The following is an 18,649-nucleotide window of genomic DNA, read 5'->3' as shown; positions in this document are numbered from 1 at the left end:
GCCGGGATGCGCATCCCGGCTGATGCAAGCAGTAAAGCAAAAATCATCCACACAAGCCCGAGGGAAGCCCGGTGTGGGGGATAAATTGTGCCAAGAGCACTTCCCCTTGGTTCAAGGCTTGAGCTCTTAGAGCCCTCCATTGTCCGGCGGAATCGGTGCCTTTGCTCCCCTCCCCCTTGAGGGGAGGGGTCGGGGGTGGGGGTCCTTCGGTGGCTCACAAATCCACCCAAGGGAGAAGGAGTGCCGGGCGACGCCCGGCTCAATATTTCCGCAGCAGGCCGACCAGGCGGCCCTGGACCTTGACCCGGTCGGGCGGGAAGATGCGGGTTTCGTAGGCGGGGTTGGCCGCTTCCAGCGCCACCGTGTCGCCCTTGCGGCGCAGGCGCTTGAGGGTGGCTTCCTCGTCATCGACCAGGGCGACGATGATCTCGCCGGTGGAGGCGTGCTCCTGCTTCTTGATCAGCACGGTATCGCCATCGAAAATGCCGGCGTCGATCATGGAGTCCCCACGCACCTCGAGCGCGTAATGCTCGCCGGCGCCCAGCATTTCGGGCGGCACGGAGATGGTGTGGGAGTGGGTCTGGATGGCCTCGATGGGCGTGCCGGCGGCGATCCGGCCCATGACCGGAACCGAGACCGGACGGACAAAATCCTCGCCGCCGCGGGGGGGCGGCGCCGCGACCTTGCCCAGATTGCCTTCGATGACGGAGGGCTCGAAGCGCGCCTTGCGGCCGCCGAGCGAGGGGTTCATCGAATCGGGGAGCTTGATCACTTCCAGCGCCCGGGCCCGGTTGGGCAGGCGGCGGATGAAGCCGCGCTCCTCCAGCGCGGTGATCAGCCGGTGGATGCCGGACTTGGAGGCGAGGTCGAGCGCGTCCTTCATTTCGTCGAAAGAGGGCGGGATGCCGCTTTCCTTCATCCGCTCGTGGATGAACATCAGCAACTCATGTTGTTTGCGCGTCAGCATTATCCCCGGACCCCCAGAATCGGAACATAGACGGAACGACTATACGTGTTCCATTTATGTTCTGCAATATCCCCGTTTTTTTGGAGGAGGGCACTGTTGTGTTGGCGGGGTTTGCCGGCTTCGGACACCGCTATGGCGTGAGGCGATGGCGCGTCCACTCCCCCAACGGGTCCGCCGGGGGAGAGGGAGGAGCGCCGAATTACCTAAACCTCGACCACGGCCTCGATCTCGACGGCGGCGCCCAGCGGCAGGGCGGCGACGCCGAAGGCGGCGCGGGCGTGCCTGCCCTTCTCGCCCAGCACCGCCACCAGCAGTTCCGAGGCGCCGTTGGCCACGAGGTGCTGCTCGGTGAATTCGGGCGTCGAAGCGACGAGGACGGTGAGCTTGACCATCTGCCTGACCGCCTCCAGCGGCACCCCGGCCTGGTGGACGATCTGGGCGAGGATGTTCACGGCGCACAATTCGGCGGCATTGCCACCCTGCACGACATTCATGGTCTCGCCCAGGCGCCCCTGCACCACGCCCTGTTCGTTGCTGGAAATCTGCCCGGACACATAGAGCAAATTGCCGGTGCGGGTGACCGGGACATAGGCGGCCACCGGCGCATTGGGGGCGGGGAGTTCGTAGCCGTATTCACGGAGCTTTTCGATCGGATCGGTCATCTGGTCCTGCCTTCGAGGTCGTCTGCTTCTTGTTCTGATTGCGGCGCCGACGCGGTGTCGGGCCGGCTGGCATAGAGCTTGCCGCGGATGACGGCGCCGTGGCCGAAGCGGGTGCGGACGCAGTCCATGGCCCGTTCCGCCGCCGCCTTGCGCGCCACCGCCGGCTCGAGCAGGTCGGCGGGATCGGTCCCGTCCGCCGCCTCGATGCCGGAGACGCCGATGCCGATGAGGCGGAAGGGCGTGCCGTCGGCTTCGCGCGACAGCAGGCTCAGCCCGGTCTCATAGAGCACATTGGCAAGCTGTGTGGGCATCATCAGGTGCCGGGCGCGCGTGCGCAACTTAAATCCGGCGGTCTTGAGCTTCAGCGTCACCGTGTCGCCCACCACCGCCTTGGCCTTGAGCCGCTCGGACAGGCGCTCGCAGCATTTGAGCAGCTCGGTGGAGAGGTCCTCGAGCCGGGCGAGGTCGCGGTTGAAGGTGGTTTCGGACGATATCGTCTTCATCTCGCCCTCGCTGGAGACGCGGCGGGCGTCCTGGCCGCGGGCGAGCCGCGCCAGGCGCGCCCCCGATTCGCCATAGAGCCGCATCAGCCGGGCCGGGTCCTCCTCCTGGAGCTGGCCGATAGTGTGGTAGCCGTCCTTCTTGAGCGTCTCGTAGAACACCTTGCCGACGCCGAAGATGAGGCTGATCGGCCGGGGCGCGAGGAAGTCCAGCGTTTCGGCCGCGCCGATGACGGCGAAGCCGCGCGGCTTGTCGAGGTCGGACGCCACCTTGGCGAGGAATTTGTTGTGCGACAGCCCCACCGAGATGGTGACGCCGATCTCCCGCTCGATGGCGCGGGCGAAGCGCGCCAGGATCAGCGCCGGGGGCGCGCGGTGCAGGCGCTCGGTGCCGGTGAGGTCGAGAAAGGCCTCGTCGATGGAGATGGGCTCGACCAGCGGCGTCATCGCCTCCATATGGGCGCGGATCCGGCGGCTGACCTCGACATATTTGGCCATGTCCGGCTTGATGACGACGGCGTCGGGGCACAATTGGCGCGCCTTGAACATGGGCATGGCCGAGCGCACGCCGGACTGGCGGGCGATGTAGCAGCAGGTGGAGACCACCCCGCGCACCCCGCCGCCCACGATCAGCGGCTTGTCGCGCAGGGACGGGTCGTCCCGCTTCTCCACCGAGGCATAGAAGGCGTCGCAATCGACATGGGCGATGGTGAGGCCGAACAGTTCCGCATGGCCGCGCAGGCGCGGCGAGCCGCAGGCGGGACAGCGCTCCGGCGTCCGCTCGCCGGCCCCGCTGGCGAGGCAATCGCGGCAAAGCCAGCCCGGGGAGGGCATCATTCCACCCGGTTGAGCCGGTGCCAGACGCGCATGAAGGCTTCGGGCGACAGGCCGGCATTGGCGCACAGGGCGAGCAGAATCGCTTCGTTTGCGGCAAAGTAGTCGATGAGGCCGTGCCGGAGCCGCGCGGTGCCGATGGCGTGGCGCAGCGAATCGGGGTCGAGCCCGGCATGCTGCATGAAGGCCAGCAGCTCCTCGGGGTTCTCCGCCAGATAGCCGACGCAGGCATCGGCGAGGGCGGCGACGTCCGGTGCGGTGCGGTCGGGCAAATGTGGCCTCGTTTGGTGTTTTGTAACGGATTCGATGCTAGCCGAATTGGCCCGGTATGCGAAGCTCCGTGCGGTGTAAGTTCATTCACGGAGCGCCGCCCGGGCGGGGTCTCCATATCGAAACAGCGGCGGGCCCGACGCCATGGCCGGCGCCCAAGCGAGGTAGAATGCCCAAGACCGTGATGATCGTGGAAGACAATGAGCTCAATATGAAGCTCTTCAACGATCTGCTGGAATCGCGCGGCTATACTGTCATCCAGACCCGCAACGGCATGGAGGCGCTCGATCTGGCGCGCGCCCACATGCCGGACCTGATCCTGATGGACATCCAGCTTCCCGAGGTTTCGGGGCTGGTGGTCACCAAATGGCTCAAGGACGACGACCAGCTCGCCCATATCCCCGTCATCGCCGTCACCGCCTTCGCCATGAAGGGCGACGAGGAGCGGATCCTGCAAGGGGGCTGCGAGGGCTATATATCCAAGCCGATATCGGTGTCTCACTTTCTGGAAACCATTGCCCATTACATTGGGCCGGCCTGACCGGCGCGGCCGGTTCGGGCTGGGGCTCGGCGCCGGAGCGGTTCTCGCGGGCGCGGCGATGGATTCCGGGGAAGCGATTTGACGGCGCGCGTGCTGATTGTCGACGATATTCCAACCAATGTCCGCCTGCTCGAGGCGCGTTTGGCGGCGGAATATTACGAAGTGCTGACGGCCACGTCCGGCCCGCAGGCGCTCGATATCTGCCGGGAGCAGGATGTCGACATCGTGCTGCTCGACGTGATGATGCCGGACATGGACGGGTTCGAGGTCTGCCGGCGGCTCAAGGCGGATCTGCGCACCCATCACGTGCCGGTGCTGATGATCACCGCGCTCGACCAGCCCTCGGACCGGGTGGAGGGCCTCAATGCCGGCGCCGACGATTTCCTCACCAAGCCGGTGGACGACACCCAGCTCATGGCGCGCGTCAAGAGCCTGATCCGGCTCAAATCGCTCACCGACGAATTGCGCGCCCGCGCCCTCACCGGCCAGCAGATCGCCATCGAGGACGCGCTGCGGGCGATGGATTCGATCTCGGCCAGCGCCGGCTCCATCCTGATCGTCGATACCGACCGGCGCCATGCCGAGCGGCTGCAGTCCTATCTGGAGCCCGAGCACCGGGTCGATATCCTGACCGCGCCCGCCGATGCGGTGTTCCAGGTGACCGGGGCCGATTACGAGCTGGCGCTGGTGAGCATGGCGCTCGACGGCTTCGATCCGCTGCGCGTGTGCTCGCAGATCCGCACGGTCGACAATTCGCGCAACCTGCCCATCATCCTTTTGGCGGACGAGGCCGACAAGCCGCGCGTGGTGCGGGCGCTGGACCTGGGGATCAACGATTTCATCAGCCGTCCGGTCGAGCGCAACGAATTGATGGCGCGGGTGCGCACCCAGATCCGCCGCCACCGCTATGGGCTGGAGCTGCGCCAGAGCGTCAGCGACACCATGGCCATGGCGGTCACCGACGAGCTCACCGGGCTCTATAACCGGCGCTATTTCGACCGCCATCTGGGCATCATGCTGGGCAAGGCGCAGGAGCAGGGGCGCGACATGGCGCTGATGATCCTCGATATCGATCACTTCAAGGCGGTCAACGACAATCACGGCCACGATGCCGGCGATGCGGTGCTACGCGAATTCGCCGCCCGGTTGCGGCGCAATATCCGCGGCGTCGACCTCGCCTGCCGCTTCGGCGGCGAGGAATTCGTGGTGCTGATGCCCGATACCGACGCCGCCCAGGCCGAAACCGTGGCCGAGCGGGTCCGCCAGGCCATCGCCGAACGGCCCTTCGAGGTCGGTCTGCCCCGGCCGCTGACCGTCACCGTCTCGGTCGGCGTGGCGCTCAACGAAAGCCTCTCCGACACCCCCGAAACCATGGTCAAGCGCGCCGACGTCGCCCTCTACCGCGCCAAGCGCAGCGGCCGCAACCGCGTCATCTTCGACGCGGCATAGGGGCGGGGGCAGGAAAGGGCCCACCGCTGCCATCGGCTCCCAGCCCCGGGGCAGCGCCGGCTGGAGAGCGGAAACACGAAAATACCACCCCGCCGTGTCATTCCCACGAACGCGGGAATCCCCGTTTTCAGAGCCCGATTCTCTCCCTCTCGTCACCACCCGGTTTATCCGGGTGGTCCATGCAATATGGCGGTAAAGCTGGATTGCCGGGACGAGCCGGCAATGACGGCGGATGGAGAATATCTGCCGGAACACCGACCGCTGCCCGCGCTACACTCGCTGCGCCCCATCCCTCACCGGCAACCCCAAAAGCGCCTCAAAACCCGCCATTAGGGTTATTCGTTATAATTAACAGACGGTTGCTCCGCCGGATGCGCCGGAATTGCTTGGCGTTCCGCGCGCTTCCGCATAGGGTCGGTTCCGTACGGCCTTGGGAGAAATCCCAATGGCCCCTCGCTCCCTACGGCCCATCTCAGGTCCGCCGCAACTCCTGAGCTCCGTAGGGCGGCTGATCCGGACGCGGCTAGAGTGGCCTCTTCGACACGCCGCTCCGGATCAGCCACTCTTTTTCCAAAATGTTTCCGGCCCCGGGGTGGGGGAGTGTTTTACTTTGGACGCTCCCGGATTGATCATTGTTGCCCACACCAGCACTTTGCTGCCCTCGGGCTCGACCCGAGGGCCGGCCTGGGAGCCCCGAAACCAGGGTTTCTTGCACGTGGACAATGGCCCTCGGGTCAAGCCCGAGGGAAGCCCGGTGTAGGGGGGTAAATTGCGCCAGCAGCCCCAAAGTGAACATTTCCCCCCGGGCGGGGAGGCGCCATGGCGCCAGCCATCGGTGCCCGGATCGGGCCTCGGGTCTTCATGTCATGAAGGAGGGGGAATGGTACGCCCAAGGGGAATCGAACCCCTGTTTACGCCGTGAGAGGGCGTCGTCCTAACCGCTAGACGATGGGCGCACATCTGACGCTGAACCTTTACCGTCCACTTGCCCCCAAGGCAAGGGGAGGTGGTACGCCCTAGGGGAATCGAACCCCTCTCTGCACCGTGAAAGGGTGCCGTCCTAACCGATAGACGAAGGGCGCATCAGCGCTATGCCGGTCCTATAGTGGTCCCCGGACGAAACCGCAACCCATCTCGCTTGATTCCACAATGAATTTTTCGTTCGCGGCGCCGAAATGGGGAAAGACGGGGTTTTTTCAGCAGCCCGAGAAGGTTACGGGGCCACGATGGCCGCGCGGCCGGTCGCGCACGTCGACATGGATGAAGTTGCGGCCCGGATAGCATCCCAGCCCGCCCACGCTGTCGGTTTTCCTGGCGAAGGCGATCAACTGCTCCTTGGGGACGCCGGGAATGTAGAAATCCGCCGCCATGCATTTGGTGTGATAGGAGTTTTCCGCGCCGCCGGCGGCCGAATTGTGGAAGGCGTTGCGATAGCCCGAGTTCAGCACCACGCGCTTGCCGAAATGCCCTTCGAACTCCCAGATCAGGAAGCGCAGCTTGGGCGACAGGCAGAGCGCGTTCACCTCCTTGGAGCTGACATAGGTGCCCCAGTCCTGGCGCAGCCCCGAATAGCCCGGCCCGCTGCCGCTGGCGAACATGGCCATGGGCAGGCATCCGGCAATGGTGATGGCGGTCAGGATGGAGGCGGCAAGAGCGCGGAGCAGGCGGGGCATGGCGACTTTCCCGTGGCCGGTGTCGTGGCTCGCAAGGGCGATGGGGCTCTGGGTTCAGTCGCTAAAATTAAACCGGTTTCGCTAACCGCGCGCTAAGCGACAGGGTTAACGCAAGGTTGCGGCGGGTGGTGCGGGGGAAGAACGGGGAGGGGAGGGCAGGGAGATACTGAATTTCCCGCCCCCACGAATTTCCCGCCCCCACCGTGTCATTCCCGCGAACGCGGGAATCCCGGTTCCCGGTCCCTCGTAGACCTTCTGAGGACCCCCCCATCGTCACCACCGGACTTGTTCCGGTGGTCCATGCGAAGCCGCGAAAAAAAAGCTGGATTGCCGGGACAAGCCCGGCAATGACGAAGAGCGGAGAATATGTGCCGGAACACCCCAAGCCGCTGCCCTCGGGCTCCGATCCGAGGGCCACTCGCGACGCTCCCCGCGCCACCCGGAACCACCGCACCCGCGAAACCCGGCCCTCGGGTCACGCCCGAGCGCCGGTTGGAGAGCGGAAACACGAAAAACACCACCATCCGCGTCACCCGCCCCCTCCACCGTGTCATTCCCGCGCAAGCGGGAATCCCGGTTCCCCGGACCCACCCCCATCGTCACCACCGGACTCGTTCCGGCAATGACGAAGGGGCGGAGGCGCGTCCGGGCCTACCAGCTTCCGGTATTGGGCATCGAGGCCCAGGGTTCCTGCGGCTCCAGGTGTCCGTCCTGGATCAGTTCCACCGAAATGCCGTCCGGCGAGCGCACGAAGGCCATGTGGCCGTCGCGCGGCGGGCGGTTGATGGTGACGCCCATGTCCTGCAAATGCCGGCACAGCGCGTAGATATCCTTCACCCGGTAGGCCAGGTGGCCGAAATTGCGGCCGCCGGTATAGGCTTCGGGGTCCCAGTTATAGGTCAGCTCGACCTCGCCGCCCTCGTCGCCCGGGGCGCGCAGGAAGATCAGCGTGTAGCGGCCCTTCTCGTTCTCGGTGCGGCGGACTTCCTCGAGCCCCAGCCCTTCGCAGTAGAATTTGAGGCTGTCCTCGATATTGGTGACGCGCACCATGGTGTGCAGATATTTCAAGGCGACCTCCTGTTTCATGTTGCCGGCCATGGCTAACAAGCCCCGCCGCCACCCGCAATGGCGCGGGGCCGGGCCCGCTGCAACAAAATCGCAACATCTTCTTAACTTTTGGCGCTGAATCGGCCAGACTGTCGCCGTGCTGTGAGGAGTACCCGCGGGGCGGGCGAGTGAAAAGGCGTTGGAATATGGGGGCCAAGGTCAGCGGCGAAGGCGGCGAATCCGCCGGGCTGGGCGAATCGGGAGCGGAACGGCGCGAGGACCGCGCTCCGATCGACCAGCAGGCGGCCGACACTATCGAGGTGGCGGGAACCATCAAATGGTTCGACGCCGGCAAGGGGTTCGGCTTCATCGTGCCCGATAACGGCATGGCCGACGTGCTGCTGCACGTCACCTGCCTGCGGCGCGACGGCTATCAGACCGCCTATGAGGGCGCCCGCATCGTGGTCGAGGCGCTCAACCGTCCCGGCGGGCTGCAGGCGTTCCGCGTCGTCTCCATGGACGAATCGAGCGCCCGCCACCCGTCCCAGCTTCCGCCGCCGCGCACCCATGTGGTGGTCGAGCCGACCTCGGGCATGGAGCGGCTGGAGGTGAAGTGGTTCAACCGCATTCGCGGCTTCGGCTTCCTCTCGGCCGGCGAGGGCACGCCCGATATCTTCGTCCATATGGAAACCCTGCGCCGTTTCGGCATCACCGAGCTTCGGCCCGGCCAGTTCGTCCTCGTCCGCTACGGGCAGGGGCCGAAGGGCCTCATGGTCGCCGAAATCCGGCCCGATGGTTGGGGCGAGGCGCCGTCCTCGCATTGAGCGGGCAGGGCGGCCGCGTCTTCGACGGGGATGAATCGTGCCTCCAGGGAGCCTTGATGCCGTGTCCGATGCTAACGATGTGCTGACATTCGCGCCTGTGTTGCGACAGGCCCTGCGCGTCGGCGGCACCCTGCTGGCGGTTTTCGCCGTCGGCCTGCCGCTCGCCGCCTGCAGCGACGAATCGCGCCTCGTGGTGCATGCCGGCAGCGGCGAGCATGTCTTCACCGTCGAGGTGGTCGATACCGACGAGAGCCGCGCCCGGGGGCTGATGTATCGGCAGGAACTGGCTGAAAACGCCGGAATGTTGTTTGATTTCAAGGCGGAGCGGCAGGTTTCCTTCTGGATGCGGAACACCTTCATTCCCCTCGACATGATCTTCATCGACGCCGCGGGAGAGGTGCGCAACATCCACGTCAATGCCCGCCCGCACGACACCACCTCCATCCCCTCGGACGGGCCGGTGCAATTCGTTCTGGAAATTCCCGGCGGCCGCTCCGTCGAGCTCGGGCTCGCGGCCGGCGACAGGGTCGAGCACCCACGAATTCCAGCACAATAACAATGGCTTAGAGGCGGGCGATGACCATGCAGTCGATGACTGCCCACAGATGCAAGCTCGCCCCCGCCACCACGAAGACATGCCACAGGGCGTTCTGGAATTTGAGCTTTTCCCACAGGTGGAAGACGATTCCGGCCGAATAGGTGACGCCGCCGGCGAGCAGCAGCCACAATGTGCTGGCGGGCAGGGCCTGGCCCAGCGACTGGAACACCAGCACCCCGCTCCAGCCGATCGCCAGGTACAGCACTATGGCCACCCGCCCGAAGCGCTGCGGCACGATCAGCTTGAGCGCCACCCCGACCAGCGAGGCGCCCCAGACCAGGCTCATCATCGCGACGCCTGTGGAAGTGCCGCCGATAATGGCCAGGAACGGCGTGTAAGATCCTGCAATGAAAAGGAAAATCGCCGCCTGGTCGAGGCGGGCCAGATAGTGCTTCATCGGCGAGGCCGGCCACAGATTATAGGCCAGCGAGACGCCCAGGACCACGATCAGCGTCGAGACATAGACCAGCAGGGCGGGGAAGGCGTCGGGCGCCGTGTGCAGCAGGGTCAGCGCCAGCAGCACCGAGCCGGCGGCCACGGCCCCCACGAGGCCCAGCACATGCACTACGGCGTCGGCGACGAGCTCCGGCACCGAATAGGCGCGGCGCTCGCTACCCGCCCGCGCCGGGGCCGTCTGGACGCTGCTGGTCATCATCCTGCCTCCCTGCCATCATCGTGTGGCACCGGTGTGACCAATATCTTTCCGACCGGCCGCGATCGGCCGGCGTCGTGAATCCTCCCTCAAAATTCCTGGTGAACAAGGGCTTTCCAGGCGCCGGCGGCCTTGACGGGTAACGCCGGCGTTACTTTAACCGCGGGCATGATGCGGAAGATCAAGCCCCCCATAGCCGTCTATTCGGCGCTCGCCGACGCCACGCGATGCCGCATCCTGGAATTGCTGCGCGCCGGGCCGCTGCCGGTGCACCGGCTGGCCGAGGCCTTCTCCATCAGCCGTCCCGCCATCTCGCGGCATCTGCGCGTGCTCAAGACGGCCGGGCTCGTCGCCGAGGTGAAGAAGGGGCGGGAAAATCTCTATGCCCCGCGCCTCTCGCGGCTGGACAAGGCGGTCGGTTGGATCGGCGGTCTTCGGGCTTCCGGCGATGGCGCGGCGCCGGCAGCGCCGGTGGAACCGGCCCCTGTCCGCACACCGCTGCCCCGGGCGAAAAAGCCCGGTCCCACCAGCCAGATGGGGTTCGATTTCTAAAGCAGCGGTGCGGGCAGCGAGGCGGCGAGGGAAAGCTCGTTCGCCTCGGCGTTGAAGGCGGCGTTGACGGCGCGTTCAAAATCGCCGGGCGTCCACATGATCTGGGCGGGGGACAGCCGGGCTTCGACCGCGCCCAGGGCGGCGCGCGCCCCCAGGGCGATAGGGCGGATGGTGCGGCCCATCGCCTGCGAGGCGGCCTGGGCGGCGGTGATGTCCTTGCGCTGGTCCCCGATATACCAGATGACGTCGCTGCGCCGCAGTTCGCGGCCGATGCCCCGCAAGGCGACGAGGATCGAATCGGGCCAGGGCTTGCCCCGCGCCACGTCCTCGCGGAAGACGGCGGAACTGAAATATTTCCGCAGATCGAAGGTTTCCAGCACGTCGTGGCCATAGCCGCAGCCCAGCCCGTTGCTAACCACGCCCAGCGTCACGCCCTCGGCCCGCAGCCGCTCCAGCGTCGAGCGCATGGTGGCGCAGGGGACCAGCATTTCCTCGACGGATTTGCGGCGCACCTTGTGAATGGCCTTGTGGACCAGCAGCTTGGGGGCGCGCTGCGCCGCCGCACGGCTGCGCCGCGCCAGCCGGAACCGCGCCACGAGCCGCCCACCCCGATGCGAGCAGTCGTCCAGGAACTCCAGCGCCTGCAATACGCGCGGATTGACGTGGTGCACCAAGGTGCCATCGAGGTCGAAGAGCACGATGGTGGGTCGGTTTGCGTTATCAGCCAGTGGACCAATCCCCGTTTGTGGCGGCAAGGTGGCGCAATTCGCCCGAAGGCACAACCCGAAATTAACGCTACGGCGCATCCGCCGCAGGCCGTCGCGCCCGCTCGCCGGCGCCTTGGGGCGCTTTTCGGTTGTGGAAATAGCGTCCAAATGCCGCCAGTTAATTGAGCTCGTTAGCCGAACCGAAGGCCGTGTTGTTGGCAGGCAGTCCCTACCGCTTCGAGCCTATCAAACGAGCACCAGCGCGTGTTCCGTTTCGCCAAATCAACTCACACGGATGGCGATGCTCGCCGATGGCGAGGGTGAATAAAGCGGGAATGATCGCGGCCTCGGGCATTTCCAGCATTATCCCGGACGGCGATACGTTCATCACGGAGACTGCGATCCGGCCGCCATTGGAGATTGCTTCAGCCGGCCCCGTCAGCACTGGTGGCTCCCGTTCTTCTTCCCGTCTTTCCGTCAGTGCTTCCATGCGGCTCCAATAGCGCGGCGTCATTAACGTGTGTTGAAATGCATTCTTAAAATGCAAGGAAGGGTGCGGAAAGCCAGCGGCTCATCCGGGGCGGCGTAACCCGGGCCTTGCGGCCGACGGGATGTATTGCGTGTTCGCTAAACGATTGGGTTTTCTTGCCTTTTAATCATGGCGCGTCCAGCATTTGGGGGCGGGAGAGCCCGCCCCCTGAATGTTCAATCGAGATAGGCGTTGGTGTACCAGGACGCGAAGTCCGGGCGTTCGGGAAGCGGGGCGCCATCGGGCCCTGAGAGGGCGCCATAGTCGAACAGAAATTCACCCAGGCCGATCATCATTTCATCGTCGAAGCGGCCTATGGTTCCGTCCTCGCGAGCCAGGTAATGGCCAGCGACCATCACTTCCATAGAGGCATGAACAAGGGATTGCCGTTCCGCGAGCTCGGGAGCCGCGGCGATCAGCATTTCTGCGGCTTCGGCGGGGTTGGCTACTGCGTATGCATAGCCGGTGCGCGTCGCATCTATGAACGCCTGGGCCACCTGCGGGCGCTCGCGAAGGAAAGTTGCGTCGGCGGCAAGAATTATCGTGTGTTGGTCCGGCACTCCATAATCAGCATATCGAAAAGCGCCGACATCGTGCCCCTCAAGGGTGTTCTCGACGCCTTGCCAGGTAAGCACGTCGAGGGTGAAGTCGATTTCGCCGGCGCGCAGCGCGTCGTAGACCGAGCCGTCTAGTGTCACCGCCTCGTAGTCCGGATTGCCCCCGTCATGGGCGATCATGGTGTCCACAATGGCCTTTTCCCATGTGGTGCCGAACCCGCCATAGATGCTGCCGGCGAGATCTCGCGGACCGGAGACTGCGTTCCCCCGGTAAGCGAGGCGGCCGGTTTCGGTCTGGATGACGGCGTAAACGCCTACGGCGTCGAGCCCGGAGGCCTTTGCAGTATAGAAATCGAGGACGCCAAAGGCCGCAACATCGCCGTTCGGCTGCCCGAACTCAAACGGGGCGATGGTGACGTCAAGCCCGGCTTGTTCGTAAAGGCCCAGCGCATCGGCGACGTAGAGTCCCACGAAATTGGTATTGGGGGTCCAGTCCAGCGTCACTGAGACTGGCTCAGCGGCTACAAGTGGGGCAGTCGCCGAGGCGACGGCTAGCACTGCTGCGGGAATGTAGCGGTGAAAGGGCATGAAAGCATCCTGTTGATCAACCGGTTAATGGATCGATCCGGATGCCAGCCCGCCGCCACGCCCGTCGCATAATGAACCGACGAACCGTTGGCAGGTGTAAGGATAGGATGTGGTATGCCGTACAGCATTTCCATCTCGCTCCGCTGGCATTATCCAGATCAGCTTTAGGGTTCGCGGTTTTCACCGCATCTCAGCCCCGTATGGAGCACCCCTGAGGACAGGCCGGACTTAACACTGGGAGTGTCCGATTGCAAATCGGGGCAACCGGCGAAGCTCCGCCATCGATGCCCCTCAATCGGTCTCGCTCATTGGTGGCGGCCCGTTAGTCGTCGCGCTGCTTCCCGATCCGGCCAAGGTGCGTGAACTGGAAGCCTGCGGTTGATTTCAGGCCGTATCCAACCATCCTGTCGAACCCCGAATGAGCGAGCCAAAGCGCTCCAAGTGCGCCCAGTATGGGCAGCGACAATGCTGCGCCCGTAACGAGGAGCATCATGCCAAACGCGTAGACATGGACGAGATTATAGACGAAGGCCCCGACCTTGGGCCCGAGCAGATAACCCGCAAAGCTCAGATCGGGGGCAAAGAACACAAGGATGGCCAGCCACCACGCGATGCCGCCATCATTGAGAAGGTACAGGCAGATGCCCGCGGCGAAGACGGCGGCGCCTTCGAGCCTTTGCCATAATACGGTATCCTGCATCGCCACGTCTTCCATCTGACGTCATGAGAGATTGGCATGAATAGGCTGCGAGGACCAGCTTCGCTGGTTGGGCTTGCTCATCAGGTCAGCCCGGCCAGGCAAAGGAGCCGAATGGCGCTGCACCGGGGGAATGTTCGAAACATCGCGTGCTGAAAAACCCCACGATGAGCGTGTTGGGGCCGGCGGGAAAACCGGAATCGAGAGAGTAGCTATGGCCAGTTGCGGGGTCTGCAGCGGCGATGTTCAGTCCGCCGTTATCGAGTTGGCGATGACGAGTGATGTCCCAATCCCGGGAAGTCCAGGCATCATGCGCCTGTTCAAGCACTTCGGCGGCGTTGTCTGCCGTCCCTCGCCAGCCGACCCAGACATAATACATGAGGTCCGAAAGCTCGCCCTGCGGGCCGGTACAGCGATTGATGCGGACGGAGAATTGCTCGGTTTCAACGGGCAGGGTGGCGATGAACGCTTCGACAGATGGCACGAACGATCCGGCCGCGCTTTCTGCTGAAATTGCACGATGCGCTTGAACCGGCGTGACCATCAGCAAGGCCGCAGCGATCATCGCAGAAGCAAACCGCATTTTGGGCTCCATTCTGGTTGTCAGCAGTTTAGACGGTCCATCGGGGTCATGTCTTGGCGCTCGTCACCATCACGGTGGGACGGGCGGCCTTCGATGAACGATTGCAGTTGAGAAAACGCTGGAAGCAGCCGCAAACACGCTGATCGAACAGGTCCGTCAGGGCGGGCAGGCTCCCGATGGGATCGACCCATTCTATCGAGCGTGCTGTTGCCTCACTCCTTACAAATTAAAATTGGAATTTTGCTTCCTGCAAGCAACTAAACAGTTTCTATGGCGGTAGATTTCAACTTTATATCGACCTTTCCCAAAATTCCCGATCCTCTCCGGAAAGTTCCTGCGATTATTCAGGTGCGTGATGTGCGGGCCTGATTCTTTATCAGTCGAAATCAGGAGATTTCTGCCGGAGTTCATGCGGATCGATAGTTAATTTCTGGCGGAATTTCCTCGGGAATACCGCCGTTTCGGGGGCAGGGGTGGCTTTCCGCTCCCGAAGGTTGTATCAGAGCCGGGCTGCTGGGCAGCACATCCTGATGAGCCCCACTGTCGCTCATCCTCCCGGGTCGCCTTCGCCGCGTTCCCCAGGTCGGCAGATTGCCGGCACCCAAACTGAGCCCCGATGTGCCGCAACTTTTTGTTGCAGGGCACGCCATTGCCTTTGCGCATCGGATTAAACAGCAACGCCTCCAAGAGGAAAAATGCAACTCCAACAATTAGGGACTCCCCTAACGCTTCTCCTGCTTCTGCTTTTTTTCGGCAGCACGTTCTTTATCTCCGTCTCCATCGGTAAGAAAAAAGAAAATGCCGATAACTACATGACTGCCGGCAATAATGTCGGTCTTGGCGTCTCGGCCGCATCGATGACCGCCACCTGGATCTGGGCCTCTTCCCTCTACGCCTCAGCCACCTCCGGCTACACCTACGGCGTCTCCGGCCCCATCCATTACGGCCTGTGGGGCGCCCTGATGATCCTGTTCATCTACCCATTCGGCAAGCGCATCCGCAGCCTGGCACCCAATGCCCACAGCCTCGCCGAAATCCTGCATGCGCGCCACGGTCAATCCAGCCAGTTGATCCTCGCGGGCTCCAATGTCCTGGGAAGCCTGTTGAGCCTGACCTCCAATTTCATTGCGGGCGGTGCGCTGATCGCCATGCTCTCCCCCTTATCGTTCACCGCCGGCATTCTTATCGTTGGCAGCGGCGTGCTGCTCTATACGCTCTGGTCCGGCCTGCGCGCTTCCATCCTGACGGATTTCATCCAGGTGGTGGCTATGCTTGGCGCCGTGGTGATCATCGTGCCGGCCGTATTTTTTGCTGCCGGCGGGACGGAGATCTTCGTTGTCGGCGCGACCAACCTGACGGCGGAGCAAAGCTCGTTCTTCTCCTCCGAGGCCTTCATGAACCAGGGCGCGCCCTATATCGCCGCGGTGCTGGCCTATGCCATCGGCAACCAGACCATCGCCCAGCGTCTGTTTGCCGTTCGCGAGGACATGATCAAGCGGACCTTCATCACCGCCACCATTGGCTACGGCGCCACAGTGATCGGTGTCGGCATTCTGGGCGTGATCGCTCTTTATCTGGGTATTCAGCCGCTGGATGGCGATCCCAACAACCTTATCCCGCAGCTCGCCTCGAGCTATCTGAGCATCGGGTTTTTGTGCATTTTCTTCATCATGGTGATTGGGTCGCTGGCCTCCACGGCCGACTCTGACCTGTCCGCACTGTCATCCATCATGATGGCCGATATCTACGGGCGGAACCTAGCAGAAAAGGACGCGGCCAATCCCAGGCTGATGCTGCTGATCGGCCGCCTTACCATGATCGCAGCTACCGTTATCGCGCTCTTTTTCGCCAGCAACAAATTCAACATTCTCGATCTTCTGGTGCTGGTCGGGGCAATCTGGGGCGCTTTGGTGTTCCCGGTAATTGCCAGCTTCTACTGGAACAAGGTCACCAATCCGGCCTTCACCACCTCGGTGCTGGTTGCGTTGGCGGTATTCTTCCCGGTGCGCTTCGGCTGGATCGAGCTGGTCGGTCCGGTCGCCATTGTTTCGGACATCCTGGCGGTGATCGGGGTGGGCGTCGTCGCCGGGCTGATGGCCTTTGGCTTCTTCGGGGGCAGGGTTGCGCGCATCGTCGGGATCGTCGCCACCATTGCAGTGGCCCCGTTTGGTTTTGGCGCCCTGCATGCCTTCCCGGTGCTGACGGCATCGCTCCTGGCTTACGCCATCAGCGCCATCATCTGCACTCTCATGTCGTGGCGCAGCGACATGAATTTCGACTTCTCTTCCATCGCAAAAAATGCCGGCAACTTCGATGTCGCTGAATCCGCAGCGCTCTCGGGCCGGTCGCTAAGCTTGAAAGGAACCCACTAATGTCCCCCGTTTTCCTCACCGCCTATGTCCTCGCATTCCCCGTCATCGTGGCGTGTGTCCTGTTCTACCTTGTGCGTGCATTTCACTCCGACTGGCTGCAGGCCAAGGCCGAAAATCGCCCGATGATCTAACGAGATCAGCTAGCACCACAGCGATCGTCCAAGCCCCGGCGGAAACGCCGGGGCTTTATTCCATGTCCGGCAAACGCTGGGCGCCGAGATGAACAGGATCGAGGTGCGCCGAGGCCGCTCCTCACTCCTGGAGTTCTCCGCCTATGCGCTTTCCCATGCCGTCGTTGGCGTAGTCATTCACCTCGACGTTCTCCCTCAATTCCTTTTCGCTCTTGGTTGGGCCCGGACGCTGCCGAGGCAGCAGCTTTCCCGTATCGTCACCGTGAGGATCGCGCGGAATGTCCGGTTTATCGCTTGGCGTCATCGCTTGGCCTCCTTCGGCGTTGAAAGGTGGAATTGCGCGGATGCGTTCCATCACTTCGGCCGATCCATTGCAGGGCAGGCGGCACCATTCCCAGCCGTCGAGTGCCAGCGAGCAGAACAGCCGACCGAATTTCTCCAGCCGGCTGCAATTCAGGTTCGGGTGATGGAGACGCCGCCATCGACCAGCAGGCTCGCGCCGGTCATGAAGCTGGATGCGTCGGACGCCAGGTAGAGGGCCGCCTCGGCCAGTTCCTCCGGCTTGCCCAAGCGTTTCATTGCATGCAGCCCTTCGATGAAGGCGCGGGTTTCGGGAGCGGCTCCCGGAGCGTTGGCAGCGTTGGAGGGAGTGTCGACGCCGCCTGGCGACAGAACGTTCGCCCTGACACCGCCCTGTCCGAATTCTGCCGCCAATACCTGGACGAGCCCGATCAGGCCGGCCTTGCTCGCCGCATAAGCGGCCATGCCGGGAAAGCCGACCGTATTCCCCACGAATGATGAAGTGAAGATCAGCGATCCGCCCCCGCGCTCGAGCATCGCGGGTACCTGGTGCTTGGCGCCCAGGAAAGCGCTGGTGAGATTGGTGTCTATGGTATCGCGCCAACCGTCTTCGGAGATGTCTGTAATCGAACCGGATGCGCCGCTCGCCCCGGCGTTGTTGAAGGCGATATCCAACCCGCCGAACTGATCGATGGCGGCATCGACACACGCCTTGGCGTGATCGCTGGATTTCACGTCGCCCGCTACGGCGAACGCCTTTCCACCTGCCTCCCTGATCTCCTCGGACAAGGCTCCGAGTGCGTCCTCGCGGCGGCCGGACAGGATCAGGCTGGCGCCTTCGTGGGCAAACAGCCTGGCTGCTGCCAGGCCGATGCCGGAAGTTGCGCCGGTGATGATGGCGACTTTGTTTTGAAGTCTGGACATTTGACCCTCGTTTATTGGTGACGGGGGTTCATCGCCCTGCGCGTTCCGGGAAGCGACCCGATTTCAGCATCGCACCTGGAAACGTCGCATGTATGATCGCTGATCGCTTCCGAGCGAGAAAGTGGGCTCCCGCACGCGCCACGGAATCAATGGCCCGCCAATTCATGGGCGTGGGCCTGATGCTCCTCGAGGGTGGGCAGAGTGGCGGCAGCGAATTGCTTGAGCGCGCCATCCTGGCCATTACTGGAATAGCCGTCGAACAGGGCGACAGCCTCGTCATGGGCCTGCACCTGAGCCTGGATGTAAGCCGTATCGAATTCCTCACCGCTCAGGCTCGACAGATTGTCCATTATTTCCTGGTGCTGCTGATCCAGTTCGGTGGCGGGCGCGACGCCTTCTTCAGTGGCCGCCCTGGTCATGTCCTCGCCGGCCTTGGTGTGATCGGCGATCATCTGCTCGGCAAAAGCCTTGACCTCGTCGCTGCTCGCCTTTTCCTGTGCCAGCTTGCTGGACTCGATTTCGAACATGTTGCTGACCGAGGCGATCGAAGCGAACTGTGCCGGATCCGTTACCTCAGCCGGAGCGGCTTTTTCGCTGGGCGAGGGAGCATTTTCCTGGGCGATGGCAGGGCCAATCAATATGAGGGCTGTGGTAATCAATAGGGCGCGAATGAGCATGGCTCGTCTCCTTTG

Annotated in this window: 22 protein-coding genes, 2 tRNA genes and 1 riboswitch; of the genes, 7 read left to right on the top strand and 17 right to left on the bottom strand. The window is 63.6% G+C overall.

The features are described from left to right. Positions 1–259: 259 nt before the first annotated feature. The 4 genes from lexA to ACFOOL_RS14720 form a co-directional block, all read right to left on the bottom strand. A complete protein-coding gene (gene lexA, locus ACFOOL_RS14735; RefSeq protein WP_380098009.1) occupies positions 260–967 on the bottom strand; it encodes a transcriptional repressor LexA in 708 nt (235 codons plus the stop codon). Positions 968–1,170: 203 nt separating this feature from the next. Beyond that, positions 1,171–1,629, bottom strand: coding sequence for a RidA family protein (locus ACFOOL_RS14730; protein ID WP_380098008.1), 459 nt, complete (start codon positions 1,627–1,629; stop codon positions 1,171–1,173). After that, positions 1,626–2,963, bottom strand: coding sequence for a DNA polymerase IV (locus ACFOOL_RS14725; protein ID WP_380098028.1), 1,338 nt, complete (start codon positions 2,961–2,963; stop codon positions 1,626–1,628). The genes ACFOOL_RS14730 and ACFOOL_RS14725 overlap by 4 nt, the downstream gene beginning before the upstream one ends. Next, positions 2,963–3,235, bottom strand: coding sequence for a DUF3572 family protein (locus ACFOOL_RS14720; RefSeq protein WP_380098007.1), 273 nt, complete (start codon positions 3,233–3,235; stop codon positions 2,963–2,965). Before ACFOOL_RS14720 ends, ACFOOL_RS14725 begins: the two co-directional genes overlap by 1 nt. A gap of 167 nt (positions 3,236–3,402) precedes the next feature. Between ACFOOL_RS14720 and ACFOOL_RS14715 the strand changes: the two genes are divergently transcribed. Together ACFOOL_RS14715 and ACFOOL_RS14710 are read left to right on the top strand one after the other, a co-directional pair. Next, a complete protein-coding gene (locus ACFOOL_RS14715) occupies positions 3,403–3,774 on the top strand; it encodes a response regulator (protein WP_046104195.1) in 372 nt (123 codons plus the stop codon). Between the two features lie 78 nt (positions 3,775–3,852). Continuing rightward, complete coding sequence (locus ACFOOL_RS14710) at positions 3,853–5,223, top strand: PleD family two-component system response regulator (RefSeq protein ID WP_380098004.1); 1,371 nt, start codon at positions 3,853–3,855, stop codon at positions 5,221–5,223. Between the two features lie 881 nt (positions 5,224–6,104). On the opposite strand, the gene ACFOOL_RS14705 is transcribed toward ACFOOL_RS14710, so the two are convergent. From ACFOOL_RS14705 to ACFOOL_RS14690, 4 genes are all read right to left on the bottom strand, one after another. Then, positions 6,105–6,179: transfer RNA gene (locus ACFOOL_RS14705), tRNA-Glu, on the bottom strand. 51 nt (positions 6,180–6,230) lie between these two features. Further along, positions 6,231–6,305, bottom strand: a tRNA-Glu gene (locus tag ACFOOL_RS14700). 114 nt (positions 6,306–6,419) lie between these two features. After that, complete coding sequence (locus ACFOOL_RS14695; protein ID WP_380098003.1) at positions 6,420–6,896, bottom strand: YcbK family protein; 477 nt, start codon at positions 6,894–6,896, stop codon at positions 6,420–6,422. Positions 6,897–7,547: 651 nt separating this feature from the next. After that, entirely contained in the window at positions 7,548–7,964 is a 417-nt protein-coding gene (locus ACFOOL_RS14690; RefSeq protein WP_380098002.1) for a VOC family protein, read from the bottom strand. Positions 7,965–8,149: 185 nt separating this feature from the next. Between ACFOOL_RS14690 and ACFOOL_RS14685 the strand changes: the two genes are divergently transcribed. Together ACFOOL_RS14685 and ACFOOL_RS14680 are read left to right on the top strand one after the other, a co-directional pair. Beyond that, a complete protein-coding gene (locus ACFOOL_RS14685; RefSeq protein ID WP_380098025.1) occupies positions 8,150–8,767 on the top strand; it encodes a cold-shock protein in 618 nt (205 codons plus the stop codon). Positions 8,768–8,828: 61 nt separating this feature from the next. After that, positions 8,829–9,323 (top strand): DUF192 domain-containing protein, encoded by a 495-nt coding sequence (locus ACFOOL_RS14680; protein WP_380098001.1) that lies wholly within the window; start codon positions 8,829–8,831, stop codon positions 9,321–9,323. A gap of 7 nt (positions 9,324–9,330) precedes the next feature. Here ACFOOL_RS14680 and trhA read toward each other — a convergent pair whose 3' ends face one another. Further along, on the bottom strand, positions 9,331–10,017 hold the full coding sequence (gene trhA, locus ACFOOL_RS14675; protein ID WP_380098000.1) for a PAQR family membrane homeostasis protein TrhA: 687 nt from the start codon (positions 10,015–10,017) through the stop codon (positions 9,331–9,333). Between the two features lie 132 nt (positions 10,018–10,149). Here trhA and ACFOOL_RS14670 point away from each other — a divergent pair, with 132 nt between their 5' ends. Then, positions 10,150–10,569 (top strand): ArsR/SmtB family transcription factor, encoded by a 420-nt coding sequence (locus tag ACFOOL_RS14670; protein WP_380097998.1) that lies wholly within the window; start codon positions 10,150–10,152, stop codon positions 10,567–10,569. Here the strand turns inward: ACFOOL_RS14670 and ACFOOL_RS14665 are convergent. The 5 genes from ACFOOL_RS14665 to ACFOOL_RS14645 form a co-directional block, all read right to left on the bottom strand. After that, on the bottom strand, positions 10,566–11,267 hold the full coding sequence (locus ACFOOL_RS14665) for an HAD hydrolase-like protein (RefSeq protein ID WP_380097997.1): 702 nt from the start codon (positions 11,265–11,267) through the stop codon (positions 10,566–10,568). The two genes, ACFOOL_RS14670 and ACFOOL_RS14665, sit on opposite strands and share 4 nt — an antisense overlap. Positions 11,268–11,505: 238 nt before the next feature. Then, positions 11,506–11,790, bottom strand: a complete 285-nt coding sequence (locus ACFOOL_RS14660; protein WP_380097996.1) for a hypothetical protein — start codon at positions 11,788–11,790, stop codon at positions 11,506–11,508. 191 nt (positions 11,791–11,981) lie between these two features. Then, positions 11,982–12,866, bottom strand: coding sequence for an ABC transporter substrate-binding protein (locus ACFOOL_RS14655; RefSeq protein WP_380097994.1), 885 nt, complete (start codon positions 12,864–12,866; stop codon positions 11,982–11,984). A gap of 202 nt (positions 12,867–13,068) precedes the next feature. Further along, positions 13,069–13,173: riboswitch (TPP riboswitch) on the bottom strand. Positions 13,174–13,272: 99 nt separating this feature from the next. After that, the gene (locus tag ACFOOL_RS14650; RefSeq protein WP_380097992.1) at positions 13,273–13,650 is read right to left on the bottom strand and encodes a DUF4260 domain-containing protein; all 378 of its coding nucleotides are present in this window, start codon (positions 13,648–13,650) and stop codon (positions 13,273–13,275) included. 85 nt (positions 13,651–13,735) lie between these two features. Beyond that, entirely contained in the window at positions 13,736–14,230 is a 495-nt protein-coding gene (locus tag ACFOOL_RS14645) for a hypothetical protein (protein ID WP_380097991.1), read from the bottom strand. A 695-nt stretch (positions 14,231–14,925) separates the two neighbouring features. On the opposite strand from ACFOOL_RS14645, the gene ACFOOL_RS14640 reads away from it, so the two are divergent. Continuing rightward, positions 14,926–16,602 (top strand): sodium:solute symporter family protein, encoded by a 1,677-nt coding sequence (locus ACFOOL_RS14640; RefSeq protein WP_380097990.1) that lies wholly within the window; start codon positions 14,926–14,928, stop codon positions 16,600–16,602. Beyond that, entirely contained in the window at positions 16,602–16,733 is a 132-nt protein-coding gene (locus ACFOOL_RS14635) for a putative transporter small subunit (RefSeq protein ID WP_380097989.1), read from the top strand. Before ACFOOL_RS14640 ends, ACFOOL_RS14635 begins: the two co-directional genes overlap by 1 nt. A 121-nt stretch (positions 16,734–16,854) precedes the next feature. On the opposite strand, the gene ACFOOL_RS14630 is transcribed toward ACFOOL_RS14635, so the two are convergent. The 3 genes from ACFOOL_RS14630 to ACFOOL_RS14620 all read right to left on the bottom strand — a co-directional run bounded on the left by ACFOOL_RS14630 (position 16,855) and on the right by ACFOOL_RS14620 (position 18,634). Continuing rightward, positions 16,855–17,088, bottom strand: coding sequence for a hypothetical protein (locus ACFOOL_RS14630; RefSeq protein ID WP_380097988.1), 234 nt, complete (start codon positions 17,086–17,088; stop codon positions 16,855–16,857). A gap of 98 nt (positions 17,089–17,186) precedes the next feature. After that, the gene (locus ACFOOL_RS14625) at positions 17,187–17,957 is read right to left on the bottom strand and encodes an SDR family oxidoreductase (RefSeq protein WP_380097987.1); all 771 of its coding nucleotides are present in this window, start codon (positions 17,955–17,957) and stop codon (positions 17,187–17,189) included. 146 nt (positions 17,958–18,103) lie between these two features. After that, entirely contained in the window at positions 18,104–18,634 is a 531-nt protein-coding gene (locus ACFOOL_RS14620; protein WP_380097986.1) for a DUF4142 domain-containing protein, read from the bottom strand. Positions 18,635–18,649: the final 15 nt, after the last annotated feature.

The sequence above is a fragment of the Devosia honganensis genome, assembly GCF_042648785.1.
In the GTDB taxonomy this organism is placed as follows: domain Bacteria; phylum Pseudomonadota; class Alphaproteobacteria; order Rhizobiales; family Devosiaceae; genus Devosia; species Devosia honganensis.
The sequence above is the reverse complement of the archived record's forward strand: the minus strand, read 5'-3'. Positions and strand labels throughout refer to the sequence as shown.

What these genes read in the sequence shown, in the direction of transcription:
- lexA (WP_380098009.1), bottom strand. Translation starts at nt 967, where the DNA reads ATGCTGACGCGCAAACAACATGAGTTGCTGATGTTCATCCACGAGCGG.
- ACFOOL_RS14620 (WP_380097986.1), bottom strand. Translation starts at nt 18,634, where the DNA reads ATGCTCATTCGCGCCCTATTGATTACCACAGCCCTCATATTGATTGGC.
- ACFOOL_RS14630 (WP_380097988.1), bottom strand. Translation starts at nt 17,088, where the DNA reads ATGGAACGCATCCGCGCAATTCCACCTTTCAACGCCGAAGGAGGCCAA.
- ACFOOL_RS14645 (WP_380097991.1), bottom strand. Translation starts at nt 14,230, where the DNA reads ATGCGGTTTGCTTCTGCGATGATCGCTGCGGCCTTGCTGATGGTCACG.
- ACFOOL_RS14685 (WP_380098025.1), top strand. Translation starts at nt 8,150, where the DNA reads ATGGGGGCCAAGGTCAGCGGCGAAGGCGGCGAATCCGCCGGGCTGGGC.
- ACFOOL_RS14730 (WP_380098008.1), bottom strand. Translation starts at nt 1,629, where the DNA reads ATGACCGATCCGATCGAAAAGCTCCGTGAATACGGCTACGAACTCCCC.
- ACFOOL_RS14650 (WP_380097992.1), bottom strand. Translation starts at nt 13,650, where the DNA reads ATGCAGGATACCGTATTATGGCAAAGGCTCGAAGGCGCCGCCGTCTTC.
- ACFOOL_RS14695 (WP_380098003.1), bottom strand. Translation starts at nt 6,896, where the DNA reads ATGCCCCGCCTGCTCCGCGCTCTTGCCGCCTCCATCCTGACCGCCATC.
- ACFOOL_RS14725 (WP_380098028.1), bottom strand. Translation starts at nt 2,963, where the DNA reads ATGCCCTCCCCGGGCTGGCTTTGCCGCGATTGCCTCGCCAGCGGGGCC.
- ACFOOL_RS14715 (WP_046104195.1), top strand. Translation starts at nt 3,403, where the DNA reads ATGCCCAAGACCGTGATGATCGTGGAAGACAATGAGCTCAATATGAAG.
- ACFOOL_RS14635 (WP_380097989.1), top strand. Translation starts at nt 16,602, where the DNA reads ATGTCCCCCGTTTTCCTCACCGCCTATGTCCTCGCATTCCCCGTCATC.
- trhA (WP_380098000.1), bottom strand. Translation starts at nt 10,017, where the DNA reads ATGACCAGCAGCGTCCAGACGGCCCCGGCGCGGGCGGGTAGCGAGCGC.
- ACFOOL_RS14660 (WP_380097996.1), bottom strand. Translation starts at nt 11,790, where the DNA reads ATGACGCCGCGCTATTGGAGCCGCATGGAAGCACTGACGGAAAGACGG.
- ACFOOL_RS14640 (WP_380097990.1), top strand. Translation starts at nt 14,926, where the DNA reads ATGCAACTCCAACAATTAGGGACTCCCCTAACGCTTCTCCTGCTTCTG.
- ACFOOL_RS14625 (WP_380097987.1), bottom strand. Translation starts at nt 17,957, where the DNA reads ATGTCCAGACTTCAAAACAAAGTCGCCATCATCACCGGCGCAACTTCC.